The following is a 21,279-nucleotide window of genomic DNA, read 5'->3' as shown; positions in this document are numbered from 1 at the left end:
GGGATTGCGTCGCACAGCCAAGGCCCTATGCCATTGCCACATGTCTGACACTCTCGATCTCAGCCGGTTCGAGCGCATGATGGCGGGCCACGCCGGCCAGCTCGGTCTGCGCTACGTCGCCCATGGCGACGACTGGGCGGAACTCGGCTTCGACTATAAGCCGTCGCTCGCGATGAACGCCGAAAATGGCGTGCTCGCCTCGGGCCCGATCATCTCGCTGATCGACAGCGCCTGCGGCTTCTCGATCGCGGCCAAGATCAAGCGCGTCCGGCCGATGGCGACGCTCGACCTGCGCATCGACTATGTCCGCGCCGCGCCGCCGGGGCGGGCGATCACCGCAAGGGCGACCTGTTACCGCGTCGCGCGCAACGTCGCCTTCGTCCGCTGCCTGGCCCATGACGGCGATCCCGAGGATCCCGTCGCTCACGCGCTAGCCACCTTCTTCTTCACGGGCGACTGATGAGCTTCACCTCCCCTTACGCCAACATGATCGGCGCGCGGCGCAACACGGCGACCGGCGAACCGATCATCACCATCGGCTGGCACGAAGAGATAGAGGGGCGCCCCGGCTTTCTCCACGGCGGCGTGATCGCGGGCCTGCTGGAAATGGCCTGTTACGAGGCGCTGAGCCAGGAATTGCGCGATCAGGAGGCTATGCCCCGGCTGAAGCCGATCAACATCGCGGTGGATTATCTGCGCGGCGGACTGATGACCGACACCCACGCGGTCGCGCAGGTGGTCCGGGTCGGCAAGCGGGTCGCCAATGCCAGCGCCGTCTGCTGGCAGGACGACCGCTCCAAGCCGATCGCGACCGCGCGCATGCACATATTGCTCGACCGCTAGGAGAGCCCATGACCGACTTTACCGCGCTGCTCCAGCCCGACCGGGGGCAGAAGGCCCATGGCCTAATCCCCGTGGCCGCCGACAGCCTCGACGCCTGGCTCCTCCAGCAAACCCCCGCCGCTCGCGCCCTCTGCGCGGCCGCGCAGTTCCGTGCGAAGCCCGGCGAGATCGTCGTTCTGCCCGGCAAGAAGGACGATGACTGGTCGGTCGCTTATGGCCTCGCCAAGGCCCCCGGCCCCTGGGACATCGCGGCGGTTGCGGCGAAGCTGCCGGCCGGCGCCTACCGGATCGAAGGCGATGGCCCCGGCGCTGGCGCACTTGGCTGGCTGCTCGCCCAGCACCGCTTCGACCGCTATCTGTCGAAACCCGATCCCTTGCCCGCACGCATCCTGCTGACCCGCGACGTCAAGGCCATGACCGAGACGCTGGCGCTGGCCGAGGCGGTCGCACTGGTCCGCGACCTGGTCGACACGCCCGCACAGGACATGGGGCCGGCCGAACTGGCCGAGGCCGCCGAGCGCATCGCCCAGCGCCATGGCGCCGAATTCCGGGTGACGCAGGGCGATGTGCTCGATCGCGACTATCCGATGATCGCGGCGGTCGGCCGCGCGGCGAGCCGCGATCGCGCGCCCCGGCTGATCGAGTGCGAATGGGGCAATCCTGCCCATCCCCGCATCGCCATCGTCGGCAAAGGTGTCTGTTTCGATTCGGGCGGGCTCGATCTCAAGCCCTCGTCGGCGATGCTGCTGATGAAGAAGGACATGGGCGGAGCGGCACATGCGCTCGCCCTCGCCCAGCTCGTCATGGAGGCCCGGCTACCGGTCCGCCTTCATCTGCTGATCCCCGCCGTCGAAAATGCCGTCGCCGGCAACGCCTTCCGTCCCGGTGACGTGCTGCGGACCCGCAAGGGGCTGTCGGTCGAGATCGGCAACACCGATGCCGAGGGGCGTCTCGTCCTCGGCGACGCGCTGACCCGCGCGGGCGAGGACAAGCCGGTGCTGATGCTCGACTTCGCGACCCTCACCGGTGCGGCGCGTGTGGCGCTCGGTCCGGACCTGCCGGCGCTGTTCTGCAACGACGAGGCGCTGGCCGCCGATCTTGCCACCGCCGCCTCCACGTCCGCCGACCCGCACTGGCGCCTGCCGCTCTGGGCCGACTATGCCGACATGCTCAAATCGAACGTGGCGGACATCAACAATGCCGGAGAAGGCGGGATGGCCGGGGCGGTGACTGCCGCTCTCTTCCTGCAGCGCTTCGTACCCGATGGGCTGCCCTGGGCCCATTTCGATACCTTCGCCTGGCGCCCATCCCCCAAGGCCGGTCGTCCGAAGGGCGGCGATGCCCTGGGGCTTCGCTGCGCATTCAGCCTTCTGAAAGCGCGATTTAGTCCAGACTGAGGCGAAACGAACTTCTCCGGCGACGAAAGCGCCGGTCTCCCACTTCGGCAGTGAAACGAAACGGTCACGGACGCGTTCTCACCAACGGGTCCATGCCCGATCCTGCATCTGTGGAACGAGACGAGCAACATTATGTCCGACAATCAGCTTTCCCAATGGATGCGCGCGCTGGTCGCTTATGTCCGTTCGGGGCAGCCCGACCTGACCAATCGGCAGATGGCCCTTCTGCTCATCAGCTACATCACCCCCGGCCCCCACACGGTGCGCGGCCTCGCCCAGCAATTGGGCGTGTCGAAGCCGGTCATAACGCGCGCCTTGAATACATTGGGGTCGCTCGGCTATCTGCGCCGGGAACGCGACGATAATGATCGACGCAACATCTTTGTCGCCAAGACGGAAAAAGGGGCTGCCTTCCTCGATGCCTTCGGAAAATCCATCGACATCGAGAAGCTGGGGGGCTGACGGCCCACTCAGCCAGACTCCGCCCGTCTCGACCTTCAACCTCGACGGCCCGACGCGCGCGATCGACAAAAGAATACACGCCTTCAGGCCGGACATTGCGGACGTCGCGCTGGCCGGCACCTTGTTCGCCCCCCATTATGCCGCGCCCATGCCGCGCGCCGCTCTTGCGACGGCGTTCATGCGCAGCGCTCCGTCGGCATCGGCCGAGGCCGTGTCGCAACTGCTGCCGGGCGAAGGTTTTGCCGCGCTGGAAATTGCCGCCGGCTGGGCCTGGGGCTATTCGCTCCACGACCATTATGTCGGCTATGTCGAGGTCGCGCATCTCGGTGAGCCGATCACGCCTACGCACCGGGTATCGGTGCGCGCAGCGCTGGTCTTTGCCGACGCCTCGATCAAGGCGCCGCTGGTCGCGACGCTGCCGACCGGATCTCGCGTGAGCGGCACGGTCGAAGGCAGCTTCCTCAAGACCGATCTCGGCCATGTCCATATGCGCCATCTCATGGGCATAGAGGAGCTTGCCGCCGATCCGGTCGCGGTGGCAGAACTCTGCCTCGGCATGCCCTATCTCTGGGGTGGGCGCGGGGGCGATGGAATCGACTGTTCGGGCCTCGTCCAGATCGCGCTCGCGGCAGCAGGACACAGCGCACCGCGCGATACCGACATGCAGCGCCACGACATCGGCGTCGAACTTGCGGACGACGAGCCGCTGCGCCGTGGCGACATCGTCAGCTTTCCCGGCCATGTCGGCCTGATGGTCGACGCGGACCGGCTGATCCACGCCAACGCGCATTGGATGGCCGTCGTCGTCGAGCCGCTGGCCGACGTGGTCGCCCGCCTTCAACCCAATCATGACCGGCCGATCCTGAGCCGGCGGAGACTGACAGCATGACCGCACAGGTCTTCATCGACGGCGCCGCCGGCACCACCGGGCTCGAGATCGCGGAACGGCTCGCCGGCCGTCCCGACATCGAGATCGTCACGATCGCCGAGGCACGCCGCAAGGACCCCGCCGCGCGCGCGGAGGCGCTGAACGGCGCAGATGCCGTCGTGCTGTGCCTGCCCGACGATGCCGCGCGCGAGGCGGTCTCGCTCATCTCCAATCCCGACGTGCGGGTGGTCGACGCCTCGACCGCGCATCGCACCGCCGAAGGCTGGGCCTATGGCTTTGCCGAGCTCGATCCGGGCCAGCGCGAGAGGCTGGCCGAGGCACGGCGCATCTCCAATCCCGGCTGCTATCCGACCGGATTCCTGGCGCTCGTACGCCCGCTGGTCCGCGCCGGCCTGCTGCCCGCCTCCACCCCGCTGTCGGTCAACGCCGCCTCGGGCTATTCGGGCGGCGGCAAGGCGATGATCGCGATGTATGAGGATGCGGCCTCGGCCGACGCCACCGACAGCGCCTTCCGCGCCTATGCGCTCGGCCTCGGCCACAAGCATGTGCCCGAAATGCAGCGCCACGCCGGGCTCGATCACCCGCCGATCTTCTTCCCCTCGGTCGCGCGCACCTATCGCGGCATGCTGGTCGAAGTGCCGCTCCACCTGCACCTCCTCCCCGGCCGCCCGAGCGGCGCCGCGCTCCACGACGCGCTGGCGGCCGCCTATGACGGCAGCCAGATCGTCCGCGTCCACGAGGACCGCCCGTCGGCACTGCTGATCGAACAGGCCGCCAGCACCGACCGCCTGGACCTCTACGTCTATGCCGACGAAACAGCCGGCCAGGCCCGCCTCGTCGCGCTACTCGACAATCTCGGCAAGGGCGCCGCCGGCGCCGCCGTCCAAAACCTCAACATCGCACTCGGCCTGCCCGAGGTAACAGGGCTGCGGCTGTAGCCCAGCCCGGGATCACAGAGGAATCAGGCGGCCCGTGCCTGATGCGAGTTTGGGGCGCGCTCCGTCATTTTGTGCGGATCAACTCCGCCGCTTATGACGCCCAATTCAATTTCTCGGGCCTATAAAAAATTGTCCGAAGTAATCAAATAAGAAGAATTATAGGGATCAAACGTATTATCGATAAAGACGGCAGAATCGACGAATCCGCCACCCGTGGAGGACCAAAGCATAATTGTGCTTGAAGAATAATGCACAAAAGCAACTTCATTATCGCCGAGATTGCTATCGAACAAATTTTGAGCGTAAGCTCTTGCGTCTTCCGGGCTCGTAACTACCAAATTTCTTCCACTGAAGAAAATATCTTCGGGAATAAATCCAAGAGAAAATTGATCACTACGGGAGTCAAAATATAATATTCTATCCAAATCCCGCATAGTCGCGCCTATCAGGCTAGTTTCGGGACCGAATACAAAAGTATCTGAGCCACCATCAGTGCTCGCAAGTCCGTCACCGTCCAGAACGTCAACACCACGGTCACCAATCAATATATCGTCGCCATTGCCGCCTACGATTGTATCATTTCCCTGGCCACCCCGAAGAAGATCATTTCCATCGTCCCCGTCTATTTCATCATCATCACGATTGCCGTTAACGGTGTCATTGCCTGTTCCCGCGCTAATTCTATCCCGTCCCTGGCCGCCATAGAGTCTATCCGACCCCTCATCACCCCTTAGATCGTCGTTCCCGGCATTTCCGTGGATATAATCGGAACCGGCGCCACCGGCTAAATCGTCTGCGTCCTCGCCACCACCATTGGGTGAATGCCCATAGATATGATCATTACCGCTACCGCTATTGATAAGATCGCGTCCTGGTCCGCCGACGAGAATATTGTGTCCGGAATAATCCAGAATAATATCATCACCCATGGTACCCTGTATTTGATCATTTCCGGGCAATAACGCTACCAGAGGATGAACCCTGACATTTCCCGACGAAATATCGGTCAGGATATCAAAGAATTCAGCAGCAGAGGCCTGCAAGCCACTTAGTCTGGTGACATGACCTTCTGCATCGGCGATTTCGACGCCCGTTATAATACCGGCGATCGGCTCACCAACTTCGTTATACTGCACACCAGTGCCTGAGAAGGAGAAGGTTCCCAAACCGACTCCCCCACCAACAATTACGTTCAACGTGCTCAACACCAGCTCGGTGCTCGTCCGCAAAAGAACCTCTGGCTCCCGCACCAAATTAATGAAGTCAGCATCCATTCTGATCGGCGAATTGCCGACGCCCGCCACTGGCATAACGCACTCCCGGTCTCGGGAGCGAGGAACCATGGGATAAGCACGAGGTCAATGCGAGATAGATCGGATGTGGCCGCATCTCGTAGCGAGAGGCCGACGCATTCTTCTTAACCGCAACTAGATCTCTTGCGAATTGTAGCTCTAGCCATGTTGCAGCCTCCATGGATGCACCCGGCGCCTGCCCCCGCTCACATCTCGCCGCGCGCTCTCCGGATCGCGTAGTAGCGTTGCACGTTCGCGTTGTGCTCGGCGAGCGTGTTCGCGAAGATGTGGCCGCCCTTGCCGTCCGCGACGAAATAGAGCGCGCTGCTCTTGGCCGGGTCGAGCACCGCTTCGATCGCGGCCTGGCTCGGGTTGGCGATCGGGCCTTCGGGCAGGCCCGGCGACGCATAGGTGTTGTAGCCGTTGACAGCGCGCAGTTCGGACTGGCGGATGCGGCGGCCGAGGGGCTTGCCCTTGGTGATCGGGTAGATGACCGTCGGATCGGCCTGCAGCTTCATCCCCTGCCGCAGCCGGTTGGAATAGACCGAGGCGACCATCGGCCGTTCGGAAGCGACGCCGGTTTCCTTCTCGACGATCGAGGCGAGAATCACCGCGTCGCGCTTGTTCGTGACCGCCGTGGTCGGCTTGCGGCCCTCCCAGGCTTCGTCGATCGCCTTGCGCATCGCCATCTGCATCCGGGCGAGGACCGCCGCGCGCGGCTCACCCGCCTCGAACGCATAGCTGTCGGGCAGCACCGAGCCTTCGGCCGGCACGTCGATGGTGCCGGTCAGCAGCGGTTCGGCCAGCAGCCTCTCGCGCACCAGGATCGAGGGCATGCCCTCGGGGATGGTGACGAGATGCTGCACGGGGGTGCCGTGCTGGAGGATATCGAGGATCTGGAGCCCGCTGGCGCCCGCCGGAATGGTGAACTCGCCCGCGCGGACCGGCTCGTCCGAGCCGAAGCGTCGGGCGAAGCGCAGGAAATTGGTGGTCGAGCGGATTGCCCCCGCCTTTTCCAAGGCCCGTGCTGCGGCCGCCAGCGTATCGCCTTTACGGACGACGACGCTGGCTTCCTTGGTCAGAGGCCCCTGCCCCCACCAATCGCGAGAGATCCACGCCGCAGCCCCGCCCGCCAGCAAGGCCAGGACCACGACCAGCACGAGGAGCCGGCCGACGATCGAAGGCTTGCGGCGGCGGGCCACGACCGGGTCAGTCCTCGATGGCGCGCATGATCAGGCTGGCGTTGGTGCCGCCAAAGCCGAAGCTGTTGTTCAGCACGGCCTTCACCTTGCGCTTCTTCGCCTTGAGCGGAACCAGGTCGAAATCCTCGAGGCCGTCGCTCGGATTTTCGAGGTTCAGCGTCGGCGGCACGATCTGGTCGCGCATCGCGAGGATGCAGAAGATCGATTCGACCGCGCCGGCACCGCCCAGAAGATGGCCGATTGCCGACTTGGTCGAGCTCATCGACACCGTCTTGAGCGCATCGCCGAACAGGCGGCGGACCGCGCCCGCCTCAAGCTCGTCGCCGAGCGGGGTCGAGGTGCCGTGGGCGTTGATATAGTCGATGTCCGACGGCTGCAGACCCGACTTCTTCAGCGCCATCGCCATCGAGCGATAGGCGCCAGAGCCTTCCGGGTGCGGCGCGGTGACATGATAGGCGTCGCCCGACAGGCCATAGCCGATCACCTCGGCATAGATCTTCGCGCCGCGCGCCTTGGCATGCTCATATTCCTCGAGCACGACGATGCCGGCGCCCTCGCCCATGACGAAGCCGTCGCGGCCCTTGTCATAGGGACGCGAGGCCTTTTCGGGCGTGTCGTTATAGGCGGTCGACAGCGCGCGCGCCTGGGCGAAGCCGGCGATCCCGAGCGGGCAGATCGCGCCTTCGGCGCCGCCTGCGACCATGATGTCGGCATCGTCCATCGCGATCATCCGCGCGGCGTCGCCGATCGCATGCGCGCCGGTCGAGCAGGCGGTGACGACCGCATGGTTGGGGCCACGCAGGCCATATTTGATCGAGACCTGACCGGAGATCAGGTTGATCAGGCGGCCATGCACGAAGTGCGGGCTGACGCGGCGCGGACCCTTTTCATAGAGGACGATCGACTCGCTCTCTATGCCGGGAAGGCCACCGATACCCGAACCTATCGACAGACCGGCGCGGTAGCTCAGCTCCTCGCTCATGTCGGTCAGGCCGGCATCTTCGAGCGCCTGGCCGGCGGCGTCGATGCCATAGACGATGAACGGATCGACCTGCCGCTGCACCTTGTGGTCGACGCGCTTGCTTGCGTCGAAGCCATAAGGATGGTCGGCGGGCTTGACCTCGCACGCGATGGTGCACGCCTGATCGCTCGGATCGAAGCGGGTGATGCGGGCAGCGCCCGACTTGCCGGCGATGATGTTGCTCCAGGCTGTCTCGACGTCCGCGCCGAGCGGCGTGACAAGACCCAGACCGGTTACGACCACGCGACGCATGGCAATCTCCTGCATATCCTCTTGAACGGCAAAGCGGCTCCCCGTCCCATCGGTTGGCCCGGGGTCGGGGAGCCGCCGAAAGCTCTCGGCTCGATCACCTGCCCCGGACGATCAAACGACCGGCGGGCGGGTGGATCAGCCCTTGTGGCTGTCGATATAGCTGATCGCGTCCTTGACGGTCGCAATCTTCTCAGCCGCGTCGTCGGGGATCTCGACGCTGAACTCTTCCTCGAACGCCATGACCAGCTCGACGATGTCGAGGCTGTCCGCGCCCAGATCGTCGATGAAGCTGGCCTCTTCGGTCACCTTCTCGGCTTCGACGCCAAGATGTTCGACAACGATCTTCTTAACGCGCTCAGCGGTCTCGCTCATATTCCAAACCTTCCTTAGGGTTTCTGTCGCCTGCCCTAACGGGGGGCGACTTTGCTTGCAAGCATGCATTGACGACGCCGGGCCGCAATCGGCCCGCCATCGGCCTATGCTGCTCAGATCATGGCCATCCCGCCGTTGACGTGAAGGGTCTGGCCGGTGACGTAGGACGCCTCGCTGCTGGCAAGATAGACAACGGCGGCGGCGATGTCGTCTCCGTCGCCCAGCTTGCCGGCCGGGATCTTGGTCAGCAGCGCGTCCTTCTGAGCGTCGGGCAGGACGTCGGTCATCGCCGAGGCGATGAAGCCGGGCGCGACGCAATTGACGGTGATGTTGCGGCTGGCCAGTTCCTGAGCCAGCGCCTTCGACATGCCGACGAGACCGGCCTTCGACGCGGCATAGTTCGCCTGGCCGGGGTTGCCGGTGGTACCGACGACCGAGGTGATCGTGATGACGCGACCGTGGCGCGCCTTCATCATCGGCTTGGCCGCCGCGCGGATCAGGCGGAAGGCAGCTTCGAGATTGACCGAGATCACCTGATCCCACTCCTCGTCCTTCATCCGCATGACCAGATTGTCGCGGGTAACCCCGGCATTGTTGACGAGGATATCGAGCTTGCCGCCGAGCGCTTCGACCGCACGCGGGACGAGGCCATCGACCGCTTCGGCATCGCCGAGATTGCACGGCAGAACGACAGTGTCCCCACCGATCTCGGCGGCGACGGCGTTCAGCGCCTCCTCGCGCGTACCGGACAGCGCGACACGCGCGCCCTGCGCCGCGAGCGCCTTGGCAATGGCCGAGCCGATGCCGCCACTCGCGCCCGTAACAAGTGCCGTGCGGCCCGAAAGATCGAACATGTGGATCGCCCTTCTCTTCTCTTTAGCTAATGCGGAATGCCGCGAGATGACCGAAGCGTGGTGGTCGCGCAGGCTTGCTCTACCCCTGCCCGAGGGCGAGAGGCAAGCGGCCTGCGCCCCGGCTCAGAGGCCTGCGGCCAGAGCCTCGATGTCCGCCATGGTTACGACGCTGGTCGCCGCCGCCTTGTCGGTGATGTCCTTGACCATCGGCCCGACGACCTTGCCGCCGAACTCGATGAACTGCTCGACACCCGCATCGGCCATGGCAGCGACGCTCTCGCGCCAGCGCACCGTGCCGGTCACCTGCTCGACCAGCAGGCGGACGATCTCCACCGGGTCGGACACCGGCGCGGCGAGGACATTGGCATAGACGGGGACGAGCGGCGCCTGCACGGCGGTCTTGCCGAGCGCCTCGGCCATGGCGTCGGCAGCGGGCTGCATCAGCGCGCAGTGGAAGGGGGCCGAAACAGGCAGCAGCATCGCCCGGCGCGCGCCCTTCGCCTTCGCGATCTCGATCGCGCGCTCGACCGCATCCTTGTGACCCGACACGACGACCTGACGGTTGCTGTTATCATTGGCGGCCTGACAGACTTCGCCCTGCGCCGCCTCGTCTGCGACGGCCTTGGCGCCTTCGAAGTCGAGGCCGAGGAACACCGCCATCGCGCCGACGCCGACCGGCACCGCCGCCTGCATCGACTGGCCGCGCAGCTTGAGCAGCCGGGCCGTGGTCGACAGGTCGATCGCCTCGGCGGCGCACAGCGCGCTATATTCGCCCAGGCTGTGACCGGCGACGAAGGCCGCCTTGTCGGCCAGGCTGATACCGCCCTCCTTCTGAACGACGCGCAGCGTCGCGATAGCGTTGGCCATGATCGCCGGCTGGGCGTTTTCGGTGAGGGTCAGCTCGTCGGCGGGGCCTTCGACCATCAGCCTGAACAGATTCTGCCCGAGCGCGTCGTCGACTTCCTGAAACACCTCGCGCGCGACCGCGCTGGCATCGGCGAGCGCCTTGCCCATGCCGACGGCCTGGCTGCCCTGTCCCGGAAAGATGAATGCGCGCATGAACGGCTCCCTCGCTAAGGCCGCCGCCACTAGGAAAGCTTTACCGCGCTGGCAAGCGCAAAGCCTTGCGCGATCAGCTCGACAATCGGCCGAAAGGCAGCAGCTCGCGCGCCATCTTTTGGGTCGCACTATCGTCGCCAGCTTTCAGCGGCACCAATATTGCGATGGCGGCATTGCGGAAGATGCGGTCGAGCGGCGCGCTTACGGTGGCGACACTCGCGGCTTCGGCCAGTTGCCGGCCGCGCGCATCGTCGGGATCGATGGCCAGGCGAAGCAGCGCCGCCAGCCCCGGATAGAGCGCGCGACCGCCACCGAGGGCGACGGCGCGGTCCATCAGCCCGAAGCCGATCGCCTTCTTCGCCCCGATCGCGAGGCCGGCCATCATCGCACCGAGATCGACCACCGAGTCCAGATGCCAGGTCCCGACCGACGCAATCGCCTCGGCGTCGCGCGGATTGGCTGCGGCCAGCGCCTCGAACGACTTCCGCGCTGACAGGGCATCGCTGCGGCTGCGGGTCAGCTTCGCGCGGTACCCGACGGCCATAGCCCGGATCAGCCGGGCATCCTCATCGCCCGGCCTCGCCAGTATCTGCTTGCCTGCGAGCGACTCCGCCTCCGCTATGCGGTCTAGCGCGACCGTCTTGTCGCGGGTCTTGAAGGCGGCCTCGACCAGCAGATCGCGCGCGGTGGCGGCACTGACGGGAGCGGCGGCAAGCGCCGCTACCACGATCGCGACGCACGACAGTCGATGTGATAAGAATGCCATCCGTCCCCCTATGAACCAGCGCGACTCCGTGAACCGGCAGAGCATAGACTGGTTCCGCCAAGCGCCCTTGCCTTTTGTGGGCCTTTCCTCCATAGGCCGGGCTAACCGGGGCGGGAGCCTGTCTCTCCGCCCCTGTTGCTTTTGGAAGACAGCCGGAGGGGCGTTCGTGATGGGCACGGCGTCAGCGATCGGCCAAAGGAAGGAAGTCGCGAACATGGCTCTGTACGAGCATGTGTTTCTCGCGCGTCAGGACCTGGCACAAGCCCAGGTCGACGCGCTGGCGGAAGCCGCCACCAAGATCGTCGAGGACAATCAGGGCAAGGTCGTCAAGACCGAGACCTGGGGCCTCCGCAGCCTCGCCTACCGCATCGCGAAGAACCGCAAGGCGCATTATGTGATGCTTCACATCGATGCCCCCGCCGGCGTCGTCGCCGAGCTGGAGCGCCAGACCGCGATCAACGAAGACGTGATCCGCTACATGACGATCCGCGTCGACGAGCTCGAGCAGGGTCCGTCCGCGATGATGCGTCGTGGCGAGCGTGAAGGCCGTCGTGGCGACCGCGAAGGTGGTCGTGGCGAGCGCGGTGACCGCCCGCGTCGCGAAGACCGCGAAGTCGCGTAAGGAGGGATAGAAACCATGGCACGCGCATTTTTCCGCCGCCGCAAGAGCTGCCCCTTCTCCGCGAAGGACGCTCCCCGGATCGATTACAAGGACGTTCGTCTGCTGCAGGGCTTCGTTTCGGAGCGCGGCAAGATCGTCCCGAGCCGCATCACTGCGGTTTCCGCCAAGAAGCAGCGTGAACTCGCCAAGGCGATCAAGCGCGCCCGTCATCTCGGGCTGCTTCCCTACATCGTCAAGTAAGAAGGGACCGCCAACATGGACGTGATCCTGCTCGAGCGTGTCGAGAAGCTGGGCCAGATCGGTGACGTCGTCACCGTAAAGGCGGGCTTCGCGCGCAACTATCTCCTGCCCCGCAAGAAGGCGCTCCGCGCCAACGAAGCGAACAAGAAGGTCTTCGAAGCCAACCGCGCGCAGATCGAGGCCGACAACGCCAAGCGCCGCGAACATGCGGAAACCGAAGCGAAGACCCTCGACGACAAGTCGGTGACCCTGATCCGTCAGGCGTCGAACACCGGCCAGCTTTATGGTTCGGTTTCGGCCCGTGACATCGTCGAGGCTCTGGCCGAAGACGGCGTCAAGGTCGCCAAGTCGGGTGTCGTGCTCAGCCGTCCGATCAAGACGATCGGTCTGCACGAGGTGAAGATCTCGCTGCACGCGGAAGTCGCGCGCATCGTCAAGGTCAACGTTGCCCGCTCGCCCGAAGAGGCCGAGCTGCAGTCGCAGGGCGTCGACGTCATGGCCTCGATGTTCGAGCGTGACGAAGCCGGCTTCACCGAAGCTTACGACCCCAACGCCGAACCCGGCGAGATCGCTGCCGACCTGGTCGAGCAGCCCGCCGAGGATTCGGCCGAGGCCTGATCGCTTCGCCGAACAGAGAAAGGGCCGTCCGGAGCGATCCGGGCGGCCCTTTTCTTATGACGATTACCCGTCAGATCGGGTCGCAGACATTCAGTTTGCCGGGACGCAGCGGTATTCCCGAGCATAGTTGACTTTCTTAAGGCCCCCGATGGCTTTAGCGCATTCCTCGTAATCATCAGCATAGCCAAAGATCAGTCCGGTTCTCTCCCATTCCCCCGCGATATTCTTCACCTCGATCCACTGATCGGTGTCGGCGCCAACTCGCTTTGCAGAAACCTGATCTACCAGCGCATCGTAGCTGGCAGCCCCCGGATCATAGCCGCAAGCAGCAAGCAAAAGAGGCGGCAGCACTAAGATGCCAACTCTCATTTCAGGGCCTCCCGCAACGGCTTGTGGTCAGCAACCATTGCGTGGTTTCTACGCCACAGCAAGTCTCGCGGTCGGCGAATGTCGGAGAAGACTCTTGGGGGTCGGTTGCAGCGTGACGGCGGCGGACGCCAGCCAACGTCCGCCGCCGGGCGATCAGGCCGCCTGGTAGAGCTGTTTCTCGCGGCCGATCAGGATGTCGGCGAGGACCCAATAGGCCTCGCCCCAGGCTTCGAGGGTCTTGTCGTCCACCGCGTCTCCGAGGACGTCCTTGATCGCCGGCAGCAACGCGGCGGCGACGGCCGGATAATGTTCGGGCTTCACGCCGGTCTCGAAATGGCGCTCGGCCATGCGCTCGACGGCCTGGCCGAGTACGCCCAGATTATCGACATTCTTGGCATAAGCGAGGATCGCCGCTGCGAGGCGCTTGGGCTGCTCGCCCGATGCCTGGGCGGCCTCGTCGAACAGCGCCTTTACCTCGGGATCGACGAACAGCCGTTCATACATGCGGGTCGTGATCGCCACGCCGTGCTGCTGGAGCGCAGGCGCGGTGGCTTTGACGATGGCGATGGTTTCGGGAGAAAGCGTGGCGGTCATGACGGTCCCTTTATAAGGTGCAATGTAAATGCATCTATAACGGACCCTATAAAGATGCAATTTGAATCTATCTTTAACAGCCGGTAAGAAGAGCCATGCGCCTCTCGCTCCACACCGACTATGCCCTGCGGACGCTGATCCACCTTGCGACGCATGACGACCGGCTCAGCTCGATCGCCGAAATCGCGCGCGCTTATGCGATTTCCGAGAATCATCTGATGAAGGTGGTCAACATGCTCGCGCGCGCCGGACTGGTCCGTGCGACGCGGGGGCGTGGCGGCGGGCTCGCGCTGGCACGGCCGGCAGGCGAGATCCGCGTCGGCGAAGTGGTCCGGCATGGCGAGAAGGACCTGCCGCTGGTCGACTGCGCGTCCTGCCGGATCGCCCCGGCCTGTGGCCTGTCGGGGGCGCTGGGCGAGGCGTTCGGCGCGTTCATGGCGGTGCTCGACCGCTACACCATCGCCGACGTCGCGAGCCGGCGGGGCGACCTTGCGCAGCTCCTGTCGCTGGTATCGCCGGAGCCTGCAGTCGACGCCTGACGCGCCACCGCCGGTTCAGGCCAGCGCGCGCTGCCCCATCGGACCATGTCCGCCGCCGAGGCCCGGCGCATTTTCGAGCGCGACCCGGACGAAGCGCCGCGCCCGCTCGATCGCGGCTTCGAGGGGCATACCCTGCCCCAGCCCCGTGGCGACCGCGCTGGCGAGCGTACAGCCGGTGCCGTGATCGTGGATCGTGTCGATCCGCCGCGCGCTCCAGCGACGCCGCGCGTCCGGCCCCGTCCGGTCGAACAGTAGATCGGTGAGTTCGCCCGGTTGCAGTTCGGCGCCGGTCGCGAGGATCGCGCCACAGCCAAGGCGATCGATGAGGCCACCGGCAGCGGAAGCTATCGATGCCTCGTCGCCCAAAGCGTCGCCCGCCAGCGCGCCCAGTTCGTCCAGATTGGGGGTCGACAGCGCCGCCCTACGCATCAGTTCCCCGAATACCGCGATCGTCTCCGCGCTCGCGAGCCGGCTGCCGCTGGTCGCGATCATCACGGGATCGAAGACTACGGGCACGTCCACCAGGTCGGCGCGCGAAAGGCGCTCGGCGACGCGCGCGGCCGTATCTGGCGATCCGATCATGCCGATCTTGACCGCGTCGACGCCGATATCCGACGCCACCGCATCGATCTGCGCGATCACGCTGTCGGCAGGGATCGCATGGACGTCGGTGACGCCCAGCGTGTTCTGCGCGGTGATCGCAGTGATCGCCGTCATCGCATGGCCGCCGAGCAGGGTGACCGTCTTGAGGTCGGCCTGAATCCCGGCGCCGCCGCCCGAATCGGATCCGGCGATGATCAGGATGCGCGCGACGGACATTCCGGTCAGGCGGCCTTGCGGACCGCATCGCAGATCTGGTCGACCATCGCCTCGACGAGCGTGCTGTCCTCGCCCTCGGCCATGACGCGGATCAGCGGCTCGGTTCCCGACTTGCGGATGACCAAGCGCCCGGTCCCGTCCAGCTTCGCTTCGGCATCGGCGATCGCGGCCTTGACCTTCTCGTCCTTGAGCGGCTCGCCGCCGGCGAAGCGGACATTCTTGAGCAGCTGGGGCAGCGGATCGAACAGGTGCAGCAGGTCGCTCGCGGGCTTGCCGCTCTCCACCAGTTCGGCCAGCACCTGCAACGCCGCCACGAGCCCGTCGCCGGTGGTCGCGTGGTCGGACATGATGATATGGCCCGACTGCTCGCCTCCGACATTGAAGCCTTCGGCGCGCATCGCCTCGACGACATAACGGTCGCCAACCTTGGTCCGGTGCAGCGCCAGGCCCTGCGCCTGCAGGAAACGCTCCAGGCCCAGGTTCGACATCACCGTCGCGACGAGCCCGCCGCCGCGCAGCTGGCCGCGCCGGTGCGCACCGCTCGCGATCAGCGCCATCAACTGGTCGCCGTCGACGACGCGGCCGAGATTGTCGACCACGATGAGCCGGTCGGCGTCGCCGTCGAGCGCGATGCCGAGGTCGGCGCGGGTTTCCGCCACCTTGTCCTGCAGCGCCTTGGTGTCGGTCGAGCCGCATTTGTCGTTGATGTTGGTGCCGTTGGGGCTGACCCCCATCGAGATGACGTCGGCGCCCAGTTCCCACAGGGCGAGCGGGGCGACCTCATAGGCGGCGCCATTGGCGCAGTCGACGACGATGCGCAGCCCCTCGAGACGGAGATGCTCGGGGAAGCTCGACTTCACCGCATGGACATAGCGGCCTCGGGCGTCCTCGACGCGGCGGGCCCGGCCGATCTCGCCGGGCGCAGCGAGCTTGACCGGCGTGTCGAGCAGCCCCTCGATCGCGATCTCGTCGGCGTCGGACAGCTTGTAACCGTCGGGGCCGAACAGCTTGATGCCATTGTCGGCGAACATATTGTGGCTGGCGGAGATCATCACGCCCAGATCGGCGCGCATCGACCGGGTCAGCATAGCGACCGCCGGGGTCGGCAGGGGGCCGAGCAGGACGACATCCATGCCGACACTGGTGAAGCCGGCGACCAGCGCGGATTCCATCATATAGCCCGACAGACGAGTATCCTTGCCGATGACGACGCGGTGGCGATGTTCGCCCCGGACGAAATGGGCGCCGGCCGCCTGCCCCACGCGCATGGCGATCTCGGCGGTCATCGGGCTTTCATTGGTCCGCCCGCGAATGCCGTCGGTCCCGAAATATCTACGCACCATGCAACAACCCCCAAGTCCAAGCCGCCGCTAGATGCGCCGATTCCGACAGCGTCTCAAGCCCCCTGCGCGACGAGCGGCCGGCCATGGCTGTACCATGACCGGCCCTTCCCATCTCCTCAGGCCTCAGCGCTCATAGGCCTTGGGCAGTGCCTTCTCGACCGGGTCGAGATAGCGGTCGCGCAGGCGCGTCTGGCGGCTGACGGTCGGCTGCGCGACGCCATCGATGAAGATGGCGGTCGGACGCGACGACAGTTCGAGCGGATCGCCACTCCAGACGACCACATCGGCGCGACGGCCGGCGCGGAGAGAGCCGATCTCCCCGTCCATCCCGATCGCCGCCGCCGGCTTCGACGTGATCGCGGCGAGCGCCGCGCCCCAGTCGAGCCCCTGCGCACCGGGGACCTTGGTCAGCGCGACCAGATTGCCGGCATATTGCGGCAGGAAGGACTCATAGGGGCCTTCGGATATGTCGGCGTTCGATATGGCGACGGTGACCCCCGCCTTGGCGAGCCGCCCGACATTCGACTGGGTCGCGGCGATCGACTCGAACTTTTCGGGCAGGTCGATCAGCGCGGCGGCGATAACGGGAACGCGGGCGGCCGCAATCTCGTTGGCGACCATCCAGCCCTCGGTTGCGCCGACCAGCACCAGCTTGAGCGCCGGATATGGCTTCTTGAGGGCCAGCACCGAGCGGATGTCGGAGGCGCGTTCGACATGGACGAGCAGCGGCTGCGTGCCCCGTAGCACCGGCACCAGCGCCTCGGCATCCTGGCGCGTGATCAGCGCGTCCTTGCTGACGAAGTCCGCGCTGGCCGGATTGGCCGCTGCCGAAAGCGCCGCCTTCAGAAGGGCATAGGCCGCCGGACGGCTGCCGCCCGCGGCCGACATGCCCTCCTCGCCCAGCTCTATATATTGAAAGGCGCGCGGACGCGTCACCGGATCGGGATCAGTGCCGAGATCGATCACCGCCCCCTGCCCCGCGAACATCGTGTTGCCGGTCCCGGGCATGACGAAGGCGCGCGTGATACCGGCCGAACGCTCGGTGCCGATACGCTGGCCGTTCGGATTGACCGCCGTCGAGATGTCGAGCGCGGCAGAGAAGGGCGACTTGCCGGCGCTGAGGTCGTTGACCTCCGACATGCCATAGCCCTCCATCACGCCGAGCGTGCTGACGCCCGCGACGATGCCGGGGGACACCCATTTGCCGGTGGCGTCGATCACGGTGGCGCTGGGCGGCACGGCCACGCCGGCGCCTGCCGCGACGATGCGGCCATTGGCGATGACGACCGTGCCATTCTCGATCGGCTGCGAGCCATCGCCGATCGCGACGGTGCCGCCGGTGATCGCGATCGTCTCGGCGGCGGCCGGGAGGGCTACTGTCGCAAGCGCAGCGCAAAGGGCGCCGCCGAGCCCGCGGAGGAGCGTGGACCGGGTCATTTCACATCTCCCTCGCCGGGCTGGCCCAGCTCGAAATCGCTCACCGGGCGGAGCTTGGGATCATAGGCATCGTACAGCATCGCGCCGTCGACCCAGACCTTCTCGGGCCGGGTATAGACGCTCAGCGGATTGCCGTTCCACAGCACGACGTCGCCCATCTTGCCGGGCTTGAGGCTACCGGTCTTGTCAGCAATACCGAGCGCCTTGGCGGGCGCGATGGCGAGCCAGGTCCAGGCCTGCTCGTCGCTGATCTGGAAGCCGGCGCGCCGGCCCGAGGCGAGCGCCTTGGCGACCTCCTGGTTGAGCCGCTGGATGCCGTTCTGGTCGTCCGAATGGATCATCACGCAGGCGCCCGCATTGTGCAGGATGGCGAGATTTTCCGGGATGCCGTCATAGCTTTCCATCTTGAAGCCATACCAGTTGGCCCAGACGGCGGCGCAGGTGCCGTTCGCCTTCAGGAGATCGGCGATCTTGTAGGCTTCGACGGCATGGTGGAAGGCGGTCACCTTGTAACCGAACTCCTTGGCCATATCGAGGACGATGCCCATCTCGTCGGCGCGGTAGCAGTGGTTGTGGACGAGGATCTCGCCGTCGAGGACGCCGCGCAGCGTGTCCATGGCGATGTCGCGGGCGGGCGGCTCGCCGCCCTTCTCCTCATATTTGTCCCATTTGCGCTTATATTCGGTCGCCTTGATCCAGGTCTGGCGATCGACCGCGACATTGCCCATGCGGGTCGAGGGCTCGCGCCCCTTGCCGCCATAGACGCGCTTGGGGTTCTCGCCGCAGGCCATCTTCAGCCCATAGGGCGCGCCGGGGAATTTCATCCCCTGCACCGTGCGCGCATAGACATTTTTCAGCGTCACCGAGCGGCCGCCGAACAGATTGGCCGAGCCCGGCAGGATCTGCAGCGTGGTCACGCCGCCATTGGCGAGCGCGCGGCTGAAGCCGGGGTCCTGCGGCCAGACGCTATGCTCGGCCCAGACCTGGGCGGTCACCGGTGCCGTCGCTTCATTGCCGTCGGAGTTCGCCTCGACCCCAGGCGACGGATAGTCGCCGAGATGGCTGTGCACGTCGATGATGCCGGGTGTTACCCATTTGCCCTTGCCTTCGATCAGCTTCGCGCCCGCCGGGATGGCGAGATCGGGGCCGCCCACGCCGACGACCTTGCCATCGGCGAGCAGGACGGTGCCATTGTCGATGCGGCCGCCCTCGCCGTCATAGACGGTCGCATGGACGATCGCGGTCGGCACGCCCGGATAGGGCTTGTAGGTCGACGGGAAGGGATCGTGATCGAACGCCTTGCCCTTGCCCGGCGGGGGCGCGTCGGACGAGGCGGACTTGGGCGCGGCGCCGCCCGAACAGGCGGTCAACGCCAGCGCCATCGCGGCGCCGTAGAGGAACTTATTGGACACCGTGCATCCACTTCTTGATGACCGGGGAGAGAAGGAACAGCACCACGCCGATGCCGATCGAGACGAGGCCGATGGTCTGGAAGACGCCCGCATAGGTGTCGAGGCTGACCTTGAGGTTGGTCACCTGACCGCCGACCGTTTCCACGCTGGCGACCTGCGCAACCATGCCGGCGACATATTGCGCGCAGCTGATCGACAGGAACCACAGCCCCATCATCAGACCGACCACACGCGCGATCGACAGCTTGGTGATCATCGAGAGGCCGACCGGCGAGATGCACAGCTCGGCCATCGAATGGATCAGATAGAGCAGCGCCAGCCACCAGACCGACACCTTGAAGTCGGGTCCGGCATAGGCCGTGCCCCACACCAAAGCGAGGAAGCCGAGCCCTACGCCCGCAAGCGCGATGGCGAACTTGACGGGGATCGACGGTTCGATCCCGCGCCGGCCGAGTGCATTCCACAGGATCGAGGTCAGCGGCGCCAGCAGGACGATGAAGAAGGCGTTGAAGAACTGGGTCTGCCCCGCCGACATGGTGAAGATGCCGAAGATCGAGAGGTCGGTGTTGCGGTCGGCGAATAGCGTCAGCGACGACCCCGCCTGCTCGAAGAGCGTCCAGAAGACAACGTTGAAGACGATCAGCACGATCGCCGCGACCATCATCTGGAACTCGACCTTGTTGCCGGCCTTGAGCGCCCACAGCGGGATCAGGACGACCGAGGCGAGGAACGACGCGAACAGCACCTTGCCCATGATCGGCAGGCCGAGCAGATAGCCGATCATGCCGCTGCCGGCGGGAGTCGCGGTGCTGTTCATCAGGTTGACGAACAGGAACCAGCCGACCGGTACCGCCGCGATCGCACCGATATAGATCAGCAGCGACCGGTCCTTGTCCTGTCCCGGAGGCGGATCGCCATAGCCGTCGAGCTTGTCGCCCGCGAACTGGATCAGCGCCCAGCTGATCATCATGCCGATCGCGGCGAGGCCGAAGCCCGCCCACCAGCCGAGCGCGACCGCGAGGAAGGGGCACAATATCTGCGAGAAGAGCGAGCCGAGGTTGATGCCCATGTAGAAGATGGTGAAGCCCGCATCGCGGCGGCGGTCGCCCTGCTCGTAGAGCGCGCCGACGATCGTCGAGATGTTGGGCTTGAAGAAGCCGTTGCCGACGGTGACCATGGTCAGCGCGACCAGCATCAGCATCGTGTAGAAATTGTCGCGATCGGCATCGGCCTTGAAGCCGCCCTTGGCGACGGTGCGCGCGACGCTACCGTCGGGCGCGACCAGGTCGACACTGCCGTCCTCGCGGCCCTTGATCGCCAGCTGGCGATTGCCGTCGACGACGAACTGCTGCTTGGCGTCGTCGATCACCACCTCGTAGCGGGCATTGTCGATCATCGCATAGGGCTTGGCGGTCGGGCCGCCGAAGCAGAGCGTCAGATAGCCGATCGACATCAGGATGGCGCCGAACTTCACCGACTTCTTCGAACCGAGATAGCGGTCGGCGAGCAGGCCGCCGACGAGCGGGGTCAGATAGACCAGCGCGGTGAAGCCGCCATAGAGGCCGTTGGTGGTCTGGTCGTTGAACAGGAAATGCTGCGCCAGATAGAGCGTCAGCAGCGCCCGCATGCCGTAGAAGCCGAAGCGTTCCATTGCCTCGGTGGAAAAGAGCCTGGCCAGCTGCCTGGGGTGGCCGAACCAGGTTTCGCCGTCCGAGCGGCTCACCTGACGGGATGCCGGCTCGGTCGTCGCGTCTGCGTCGGGATTGACCATGAAGTGCTTTCTGTTCTCGGCCCCAAGGGCCTTGCGTTATCGGCGCACGGCGCTTCACTCTCCCTCTCGCCACAGGCCCCTTGCCTGCCACGCCTATTCTCTTCCCATCGGTGACGGGTCGGACAGGCGCCTGATGCGGGGAGCTTTTCGCTCGCCACCGGGCGATCA

The 21,279-nt window shown here is 65.6% G+C and carries 24 protein-coding genes; 10 read left to right on the top strand and 14 right to left on the bottom strand.

Annotated elements, in window-relative coordinates; all coding sequences use genetic code 11:
• Window positions 1–40 precede the first annotated feature (40 nt).
• From ACNI3R_RS05275 to argC, 6 genes are all read left to right on the top strand, one after another.
• The gene (locus ACNI3R_RS05275) at window positions 41–460 is read left to right on the top strand and encodes a PaaI family thioesterase (protein WP_426180561.1); all 420 of its coding nucleotides are present in this window, start codon (window positions 41–43) and stop codon (window positions 458–460) included.
• Window positions 460–843: a PaaI family thioesterase gene (locus tag ACNI3R_RS05270; protein ID WP_426180559.1), complete on the top strand. Its 384-nt coding sequence runs from the start codon at window positions 460–462 to the stop codon at window positions 841–843. Before ACNI3R_RS05275 ends, ACNI3R_RS05270 begins: the two co-directional genes overlap by 1 nt.
• Before the next feature lie 8 nt (window positions 844–851).
• Window positions 852–2,240 (top strand): leucyl aminopeptidase family protein, encoded by a 1,389-nt coding sequence (locus ACNI3R_RS05265; protein ID WP_426180558.1) that lies wholly within the window; start codon window positions 852–854, stop codon window positions 2,238–2,240.
• Between the two features lie 132 nt (window positions 2,241–2,372).
• Window positions 2,373–2,702: a MarR family winged helix-turn-helix transcriptional regulator gene (locus tag ACNI3R_RS05260; protein ID WP_296624721.1), complete on the top strand. Its 330-nt coding sequence runs from the start codon at window positions 2,373–2,375 to the stop codon at window positions 2,700–2,702.
• Window positions 2,659–3,591: a C40 family peptidase gene (locus ACNI3R_RS05255; protein ID WP_426180556.1), complete on the top strand. Its 933-nt coding sequence runs from the start codon at window positions 2,659–2,661 to the stop codon at window positions 3,589–3,591. The genes ACNI3R_RS05260 and ACNI3R_RS05255 overlap by 44 nt, the downstream gene beginning before the upstream one ends.
• Window positions 3,588–4,529, top strand: a complete 942-nt coding sequence (argC, locus tag ACNI3R_RS05250; protein WP_426180554.1) for an N-acetyl-gamma-glutamyl-phosphate reductase — start codon at window positions 3,588–3,590, stop codon at window positions 4,527–4,529. Before ACNI3R_RS05255 ends, argC begins: the two co-directional genes overlap by 4 nt.
• A 119-nt stretch (window positions 4,530–4,648) precedes the next feature.
• On the opposite strand, the gene ACNI3R_RS05245 is transcribed toward argC, so the two are convergent.
• The 7 genes from ACNI3R_RS05245 to ACNI3R_RS05215 all read right to left on the bottom strand — a co-directional run bounded on the left by ACNI3R_RS05245 (window position 4,649) and on the right by ACNI3R_RS05215 (window position 11,347).
• Window positions 4,649–5,839, bottom strand: coding sequence for a calcium-binding protein (locus tag ACNI3R_RS05245; RefSeq protein WP_426180552.1), 1,191 nt, complete (start codon window positions 5,837–5,839; stop codon window positions 4,649–4,651).
• Between the two features lie 188 nt (window positions 5,840–6,027).
• Window positions 6,028–7,023 carry an endolytic transglycosylase MltG gene (gene mltG / locus ACNI3R_RS05240; RefSeq protein WP_426180551.1) on the bottom strand — a complete coding sequence of 332 codons (996 nt, stop codon included), beginning with the start codon at window positions 7,021–7,023 and terminating at the stop codon, window positions 6,028–6,030.
• 7 nt (window positions 7,024–7,030) lie between these two features.
• Complete coding sequence (gene fabF / locus ACNI3R_RS05235; protein ID WP_426180549.1) at window positions 7,031–8,296, bottom strand: beta-ketoacyl-ACP synthase II; 1,266 nt, start codon at window positions 8,294–8,296, stop codon at window positions 7,031–7,033.
• A 135-nt stretch (window positions 8,297–8,431) separates the two neighbouring features.
• Window positions 8,432–8,668 (bottom strand): acyl carrier protein, encoded by a 237-nt coding sequence (locus tag ACNI3R_RS05230; RefSeq protein ID WP_296624717.1) that lies wholly within the window; start codon window positions 8,666–8,668, stop codon window positions 8,432–8,434.
• A gap of 113 nt (window positions 8,669–8,781) precedes the next feature.
• The gene (gene fabG, locus ACNI3R_RS05225) at window positions 8,782–9,522 is read right to left on the bottom strand and encodes a 3-oxoacyl-[acyl-carrier-protein] reductase (RefSeq protein WP_426180547.1); all 741 of its coding nucleotides are present in this window, start codon (window positions 9,520–9,522) and stop codon (window positions 8,782–8,784) included.
• A gap of 123 nt (window positions 9,523–9,645) precedes the next feature.
• On the bottom strand, window positions 9,646–10,581 hold the full coding sequence (gene fabD / locus ACNI3R_RS05220; RefSeq protein WP_426180545.1) for an ACP S-malonyltransferase: 936 nt from the start codon (window positions 10,579–10,581) through the stop codon (window positions 9,646–9,648).
• A 73-nt stretch (window positions 10,582–10,654) separates the two neighbouring features.
• On the bottom strand, window positions 10,655–11,347 hold the full coding sequence (locus ACNI3R_RS05215; RefSeq protein WP_426180544.1) for a hypothetical protein: 693 nt from the start codon (window positions 11,345–11,347) through the stop codon (window positions 10,655–10,657).
• A gap of 214 nt (window positions 11,348–11,561) precedes the next feature.
• Here ACNI3R_RS05215 and rpsF point away from each other — a divergent pair, with 214 nt between their 5' ends.
• From rpsF to rplI, 3 genes are read left to right on the top strand one after another with little or no spacing between them, the layout of a single operon-like run.
• Window positions 11,562–11,969 (top strand): 30S ribosomal protein S6, encoded by a 408-nt coding sequence (rpsF, locus tag ACNI3R_RS05210; protein ID WP_296624713.1) that lies wholly within the window; start codon window positions 11,562–11,564, stop codon window positions 11,967–11,969.
• A gap of 15 nt (window positions 11,970–11,984) precedes the next feature.
• Window positions 11,985–12,209: a 30S ribosomal protein S18 gene (rpsR, locus tag ACNI3R_RS05205; RefSeq protein WP_165321330.1), complete on the top strand. Its 225-nt coding sequence runs from the start codon at window positions 11,985–11,987 to the stop codon at window positions 12,207–12,209.
• 15 nt (window positions 12,210–12,224) lie between these two features.
• Window positions 12,225–12,827 (top strand): 50S ribosomal protein L9, encoded by a 603-nt coding sequence (gene rplI / locus ACNI3R_RS05200; RefSeq protein ID WP_426180542.1) that lies wholly within the window; start codon window positions 12,225–12,227, stop codon window positions 12,825–12,827.
• A gap of 90 nt (window positions 12,828–12,917) precedes the next feature.
• Here rplI and ACNI3R_RS05195 read toward each other — a convergent pair whose 3' ends face one another.
• Both ACNI3R_RS05195 and ACNI3R_RS05190 read right to left on the bottom strand, forming a co-directional pair.
• Window positions 12,918–13,196, bottom strand: a complete 279-nt coding sequence (locus ACNI3R_RS05195; RefSeq protein WP_426180540.1) for a hypothetical protein — start codon at window positions 13,194–13,196, stop codon at window positions 12,918–12,920.
• Window positions 13,197–13,349: 153 nt separating this feature from the next.
• A complete protein-coding gene (locus tag ACNI3R_RS05190; protein WP_426180538.1) occupies window positions 13,350–13,790 on the bottom strand; it encodes a globin domain-containing protein in 441 nt (146 codons plus the stop codon).
• A 95-nt stretch (window positions 13,791–13,885) separates the two neighbouring features.
• On the opposite strand from ACNI3R_RS05190, the gene ACNI3R_RS05185 reads away from it, so the two are divergent.
• Window positions 13,886–14,329: an Rrf2 family transcriptional regulator gene (locus ACNI3R_RS05185; RefSeq protein WP_426180536.1), complete on the top strand. Its 444-nt coding sequence runs from the start codon at window positions 13,886–13,888 to the stop codon at window positions 14,327–14,329.
• Between the two features lie 15 nt (window positions 14,330–14,344).
• Here ACNI3R_RS05185 and thiD read toward each other — a convergent pair whose 3' ends face one another.
• The 5 genes from thiD to ACNI3R_RS05160 all read right to left on the bottom strand — a co-directional run bounded on the left by thiD (window position 14,345) and on the right by ACNI3R_RS05160 (window position 21,111).
• The gene (thiD, locus tag ACNI3R_RS05180) at window positions 14,345–15,148 is read right to left on the bottom strand and encodes a bifunctional hydroxymethylpyrimidine kinase/phosphomethylpyrimidine kinase (protein ID WP_426180534.1); all 804 of its coding nucleotides are present in this window, start codon (window positions 15,146–15,148) and stop codon (window positions 14,345–14,347) included.
• A 5-nt stretch (window positions 15,149–15,153) separates the two neighbouring features.
• Window positions 15,154–16,491 carry a phosphoglucosamine mutase gene (gene glmM / locus ACNI3R_RS05175; RefSeq protein ID WP_426180532.1) on the bottom strand — a complete coding sequence of 446 codons (1,338 nt, stop codon included), beginning with the start codon at window positions 16,489–16,491 and terminating at the stop codon, window positions 15,154–15,156.
• Window positions 16,492–16,614: 123 nt separating this feature from the next.
• Complete coding sequence (locus ACNI3R_RS05170) at window positions 16,615–17,928, bottom strand: amidohydrolase family protein (RefSeq protein ID WP_426180531.1); 1,314 nt, start codon at window positions 17,926–17,928, stop codon at window positions 16,615–16,617.
• A complete protein-coding gene (locus ACNI3R_RS05165; protein ID WP_426181452.1) occupies window positions 17,925–19,310 on the bottom strand; it encodes an amidohydrolase in 1,386 nt (461 codons plus the stop codon). The genes ACNI3R_RS05170 and ACNI3R_RS05165 overlap by 4 nt, the downstream gene beginning before the upstream one ends.
• A gap of 19 nt (window positions 19,311–19,329) precedes the next feature.
• The gene (locus tag ACNI3R_RS05160) at window positions 19,330–21,111 is read right to left on the bottom strand and encodes a peptide MFS transporter (protein ID WP_426180529.1); all 1,782 of its coding nucleotides are present in this window, start codon (window positions 21,109–21,111) and stop codon (window positions 19,330–19,332) included.
• Window positions 21,112–21,279 lie beyond the last annotated feature (168 nt).

This window comes from Rhizorhabdus antheiae (assembly GCF_049889055.1).
Lineage (GTDB): Bacteria > Pseudomonadota > Alphaproteobacteria > Sphingomonadales > Sphingomonadaceae > Rhizorhabdus.
This window is presented reverse-complemented; position numbering and strand designations above follow the sequence as displayed.

What these genes read in the sequence shown, in the direction of transcription:
- ACNI3R_RS05160 (WP_426180529.1), bottom strand. Translation starts at nt 21,111, where the DNA reads ATGGTCAATCCCGACGCAGACGCGACGACCGAGCCGGCATCCCGTCAG.
- rpsR (WP_165321330.1), top strand. Translation starts at nt 11,985, where the DNA reads ATGGCACGCGCATTTTTCCGCCGCCGCAAGAGCTGCCCCTTCTCCGCG.
- thiD (WP_426180534.1), bottom strand. Translation starts at nt 15,148, where the DNA reads ATGTCCGTCGCGCGCATCCTGATCATCGCCGGATCCGATTCGGGCGGC.
- ACNI3R_RS05165 (WP_426181452.1), bottom strand. Translation starts at nt 19,310, where the DNA reads ATGGCGCTGGCGTTGACCGCCTGTTCGGGCGGCGCCGCGCCCAAGTCC.
- ACNI3R_RS05170 (WP_426180531.1), bottom strand. Translation starts at nt 17,928, where the DNA reads ATGACCCGGTCCACGCTCCTCCGCGGGCTCGGCGGCGCCCTTTGCGCT.
- ACNI3R_RS05195 (WP_426180540.1), bottom strand. Translation starts at nt 13,196, where the DNA reads ATGAGAGTTGGCATCTTAGTGCTGCCGCCTCTTTTGCTTGCTGCTTGC.
- ACNI3R_RS05185 (WP_426180536.1), top strand. Translation starts at nt 13,886, where the DNA reads ATGCGCCTCTCGCTCCACACCGACTATGCCCTGCGGACGCTGATCCAC.
- fabG (WP_426180547.1), bottom strand. Translation starts at nt 9,522, where the DNA reads ATGTTCGATCTTTCGGGCCGCACGGCACTTGTTACGGGCGCGAGTGGC.
- rpsF (WP_296624713.1), top strand. Translation starts at nt 11,562, where the DNA reads ATGGCTCTGTACGAGCATGTGTTTCTCGCGCGTCAGGACCTGGCACAA.
- glmM (WP_426180532.1), bottom strand. Translation starts at nt 16,491, where the DNA reads ATGGTGCGTAGATATTTCGGGACCGACGGCATTCGCGGGCGGACCAAT.
- fabF (WP_426180549.1), bottom strand. Translation starts at nt 8,296, where the DNA reads ATGCGTCGCGTGGTCGTAACCGGTCTGGGTCTTGTCACGCCGCTCGGC.
- ACNI3R_RS05275 (WP_426180561.1), top strand. Translation starts at nt 41, where the DNA reads ATGTCTGACACTCTCGATCTCAGCCGGTTCGAGCGCATGATGGCGGGC.
- ACNI3R_RS05260 (WP_296624721.1), top strand. Translation starts at nt 2,373, where the DNA reads ATGTCCGACAATCAGCTTTCCCAATGGATGCGCGCGCTGGTCGCTTAT.
- rplI (WP_426180542.1), top strand. Translation starts at nt 12,225, where the DNA reads ATGGACGTGATCCTGCTCGAGCGTGTCGAGAAGCTGGGCCAGATCGGT.
- argC (WP_426180554.1), top strand. Translation starts at nt 3,588, where the DNA reads ATGACCGCACAGGTCTTCATCGACGGCGCCGCCGGCACCACCGGGCTC.
- ACNI3R_RS05215 (WP_426180544.1), bottom strand. Translation starts at nt 11,347, where the DNA reads ATGGCATTCTTATCACATCGACTGTCGTGCGTCGCGATCGTGGTAGCG.
- ACNI3R_RS05190 (WP_426180538.1), bottom strand. Translation starts at nt 13,790, where the DNA reads ATGACCGCCACGCTTTCTCCCGAAACCATCGCCATCGTCAAAGCCACC.
- ACNI3R_RS05255 (WP_426180556.1), top strand. Translation starts at nt 2,659, where the DNA reads ATGCCTTCGGAAAATCCATCGACATCGAGAAGCTGGGGGGCTGACGGC.
- ACNI3R_RS05245 (WP_426180552.1), bottom strand. Translation starts at nt 5,839, where the DNA reads ATGCCAGTGGCGGGCGTCGGCAATTCGCCGATCAGAATGGATGCTGAC.
- ACNI3R_RS05265 (WP_426180558.1), top strand. Translation starts at nt 852, where the DNA reads ATGACCGACTTTACCGCGCTGCTCCAGCCCGACCGGGGGCAGAAGGCC.
- ACNI3R_RS05230 (WP_296624717.1), bottom strand. Translation starts at nt 8,668, where the DNA reads ATGAGCGAGACCGCTGAGCGCGTTAAGAAGATCGTTGTCGAACATCTT.
- fabD (WP_426180545.1), bottom strand. Translation starts at nt 10,581, where the DNA reads ATGCGCGCATTCATCTTTCCGGGACAGGGCAGCCAGGCCGTCGGCATG.
- ACNI3R_RS05270 (WP_426180559.1), top strand. Translation starts at nt 460, where the DNA reads ATGAGCTTCACCTCCCCTTACGCCAACATGATCGGCGCGCGGCGCAAC.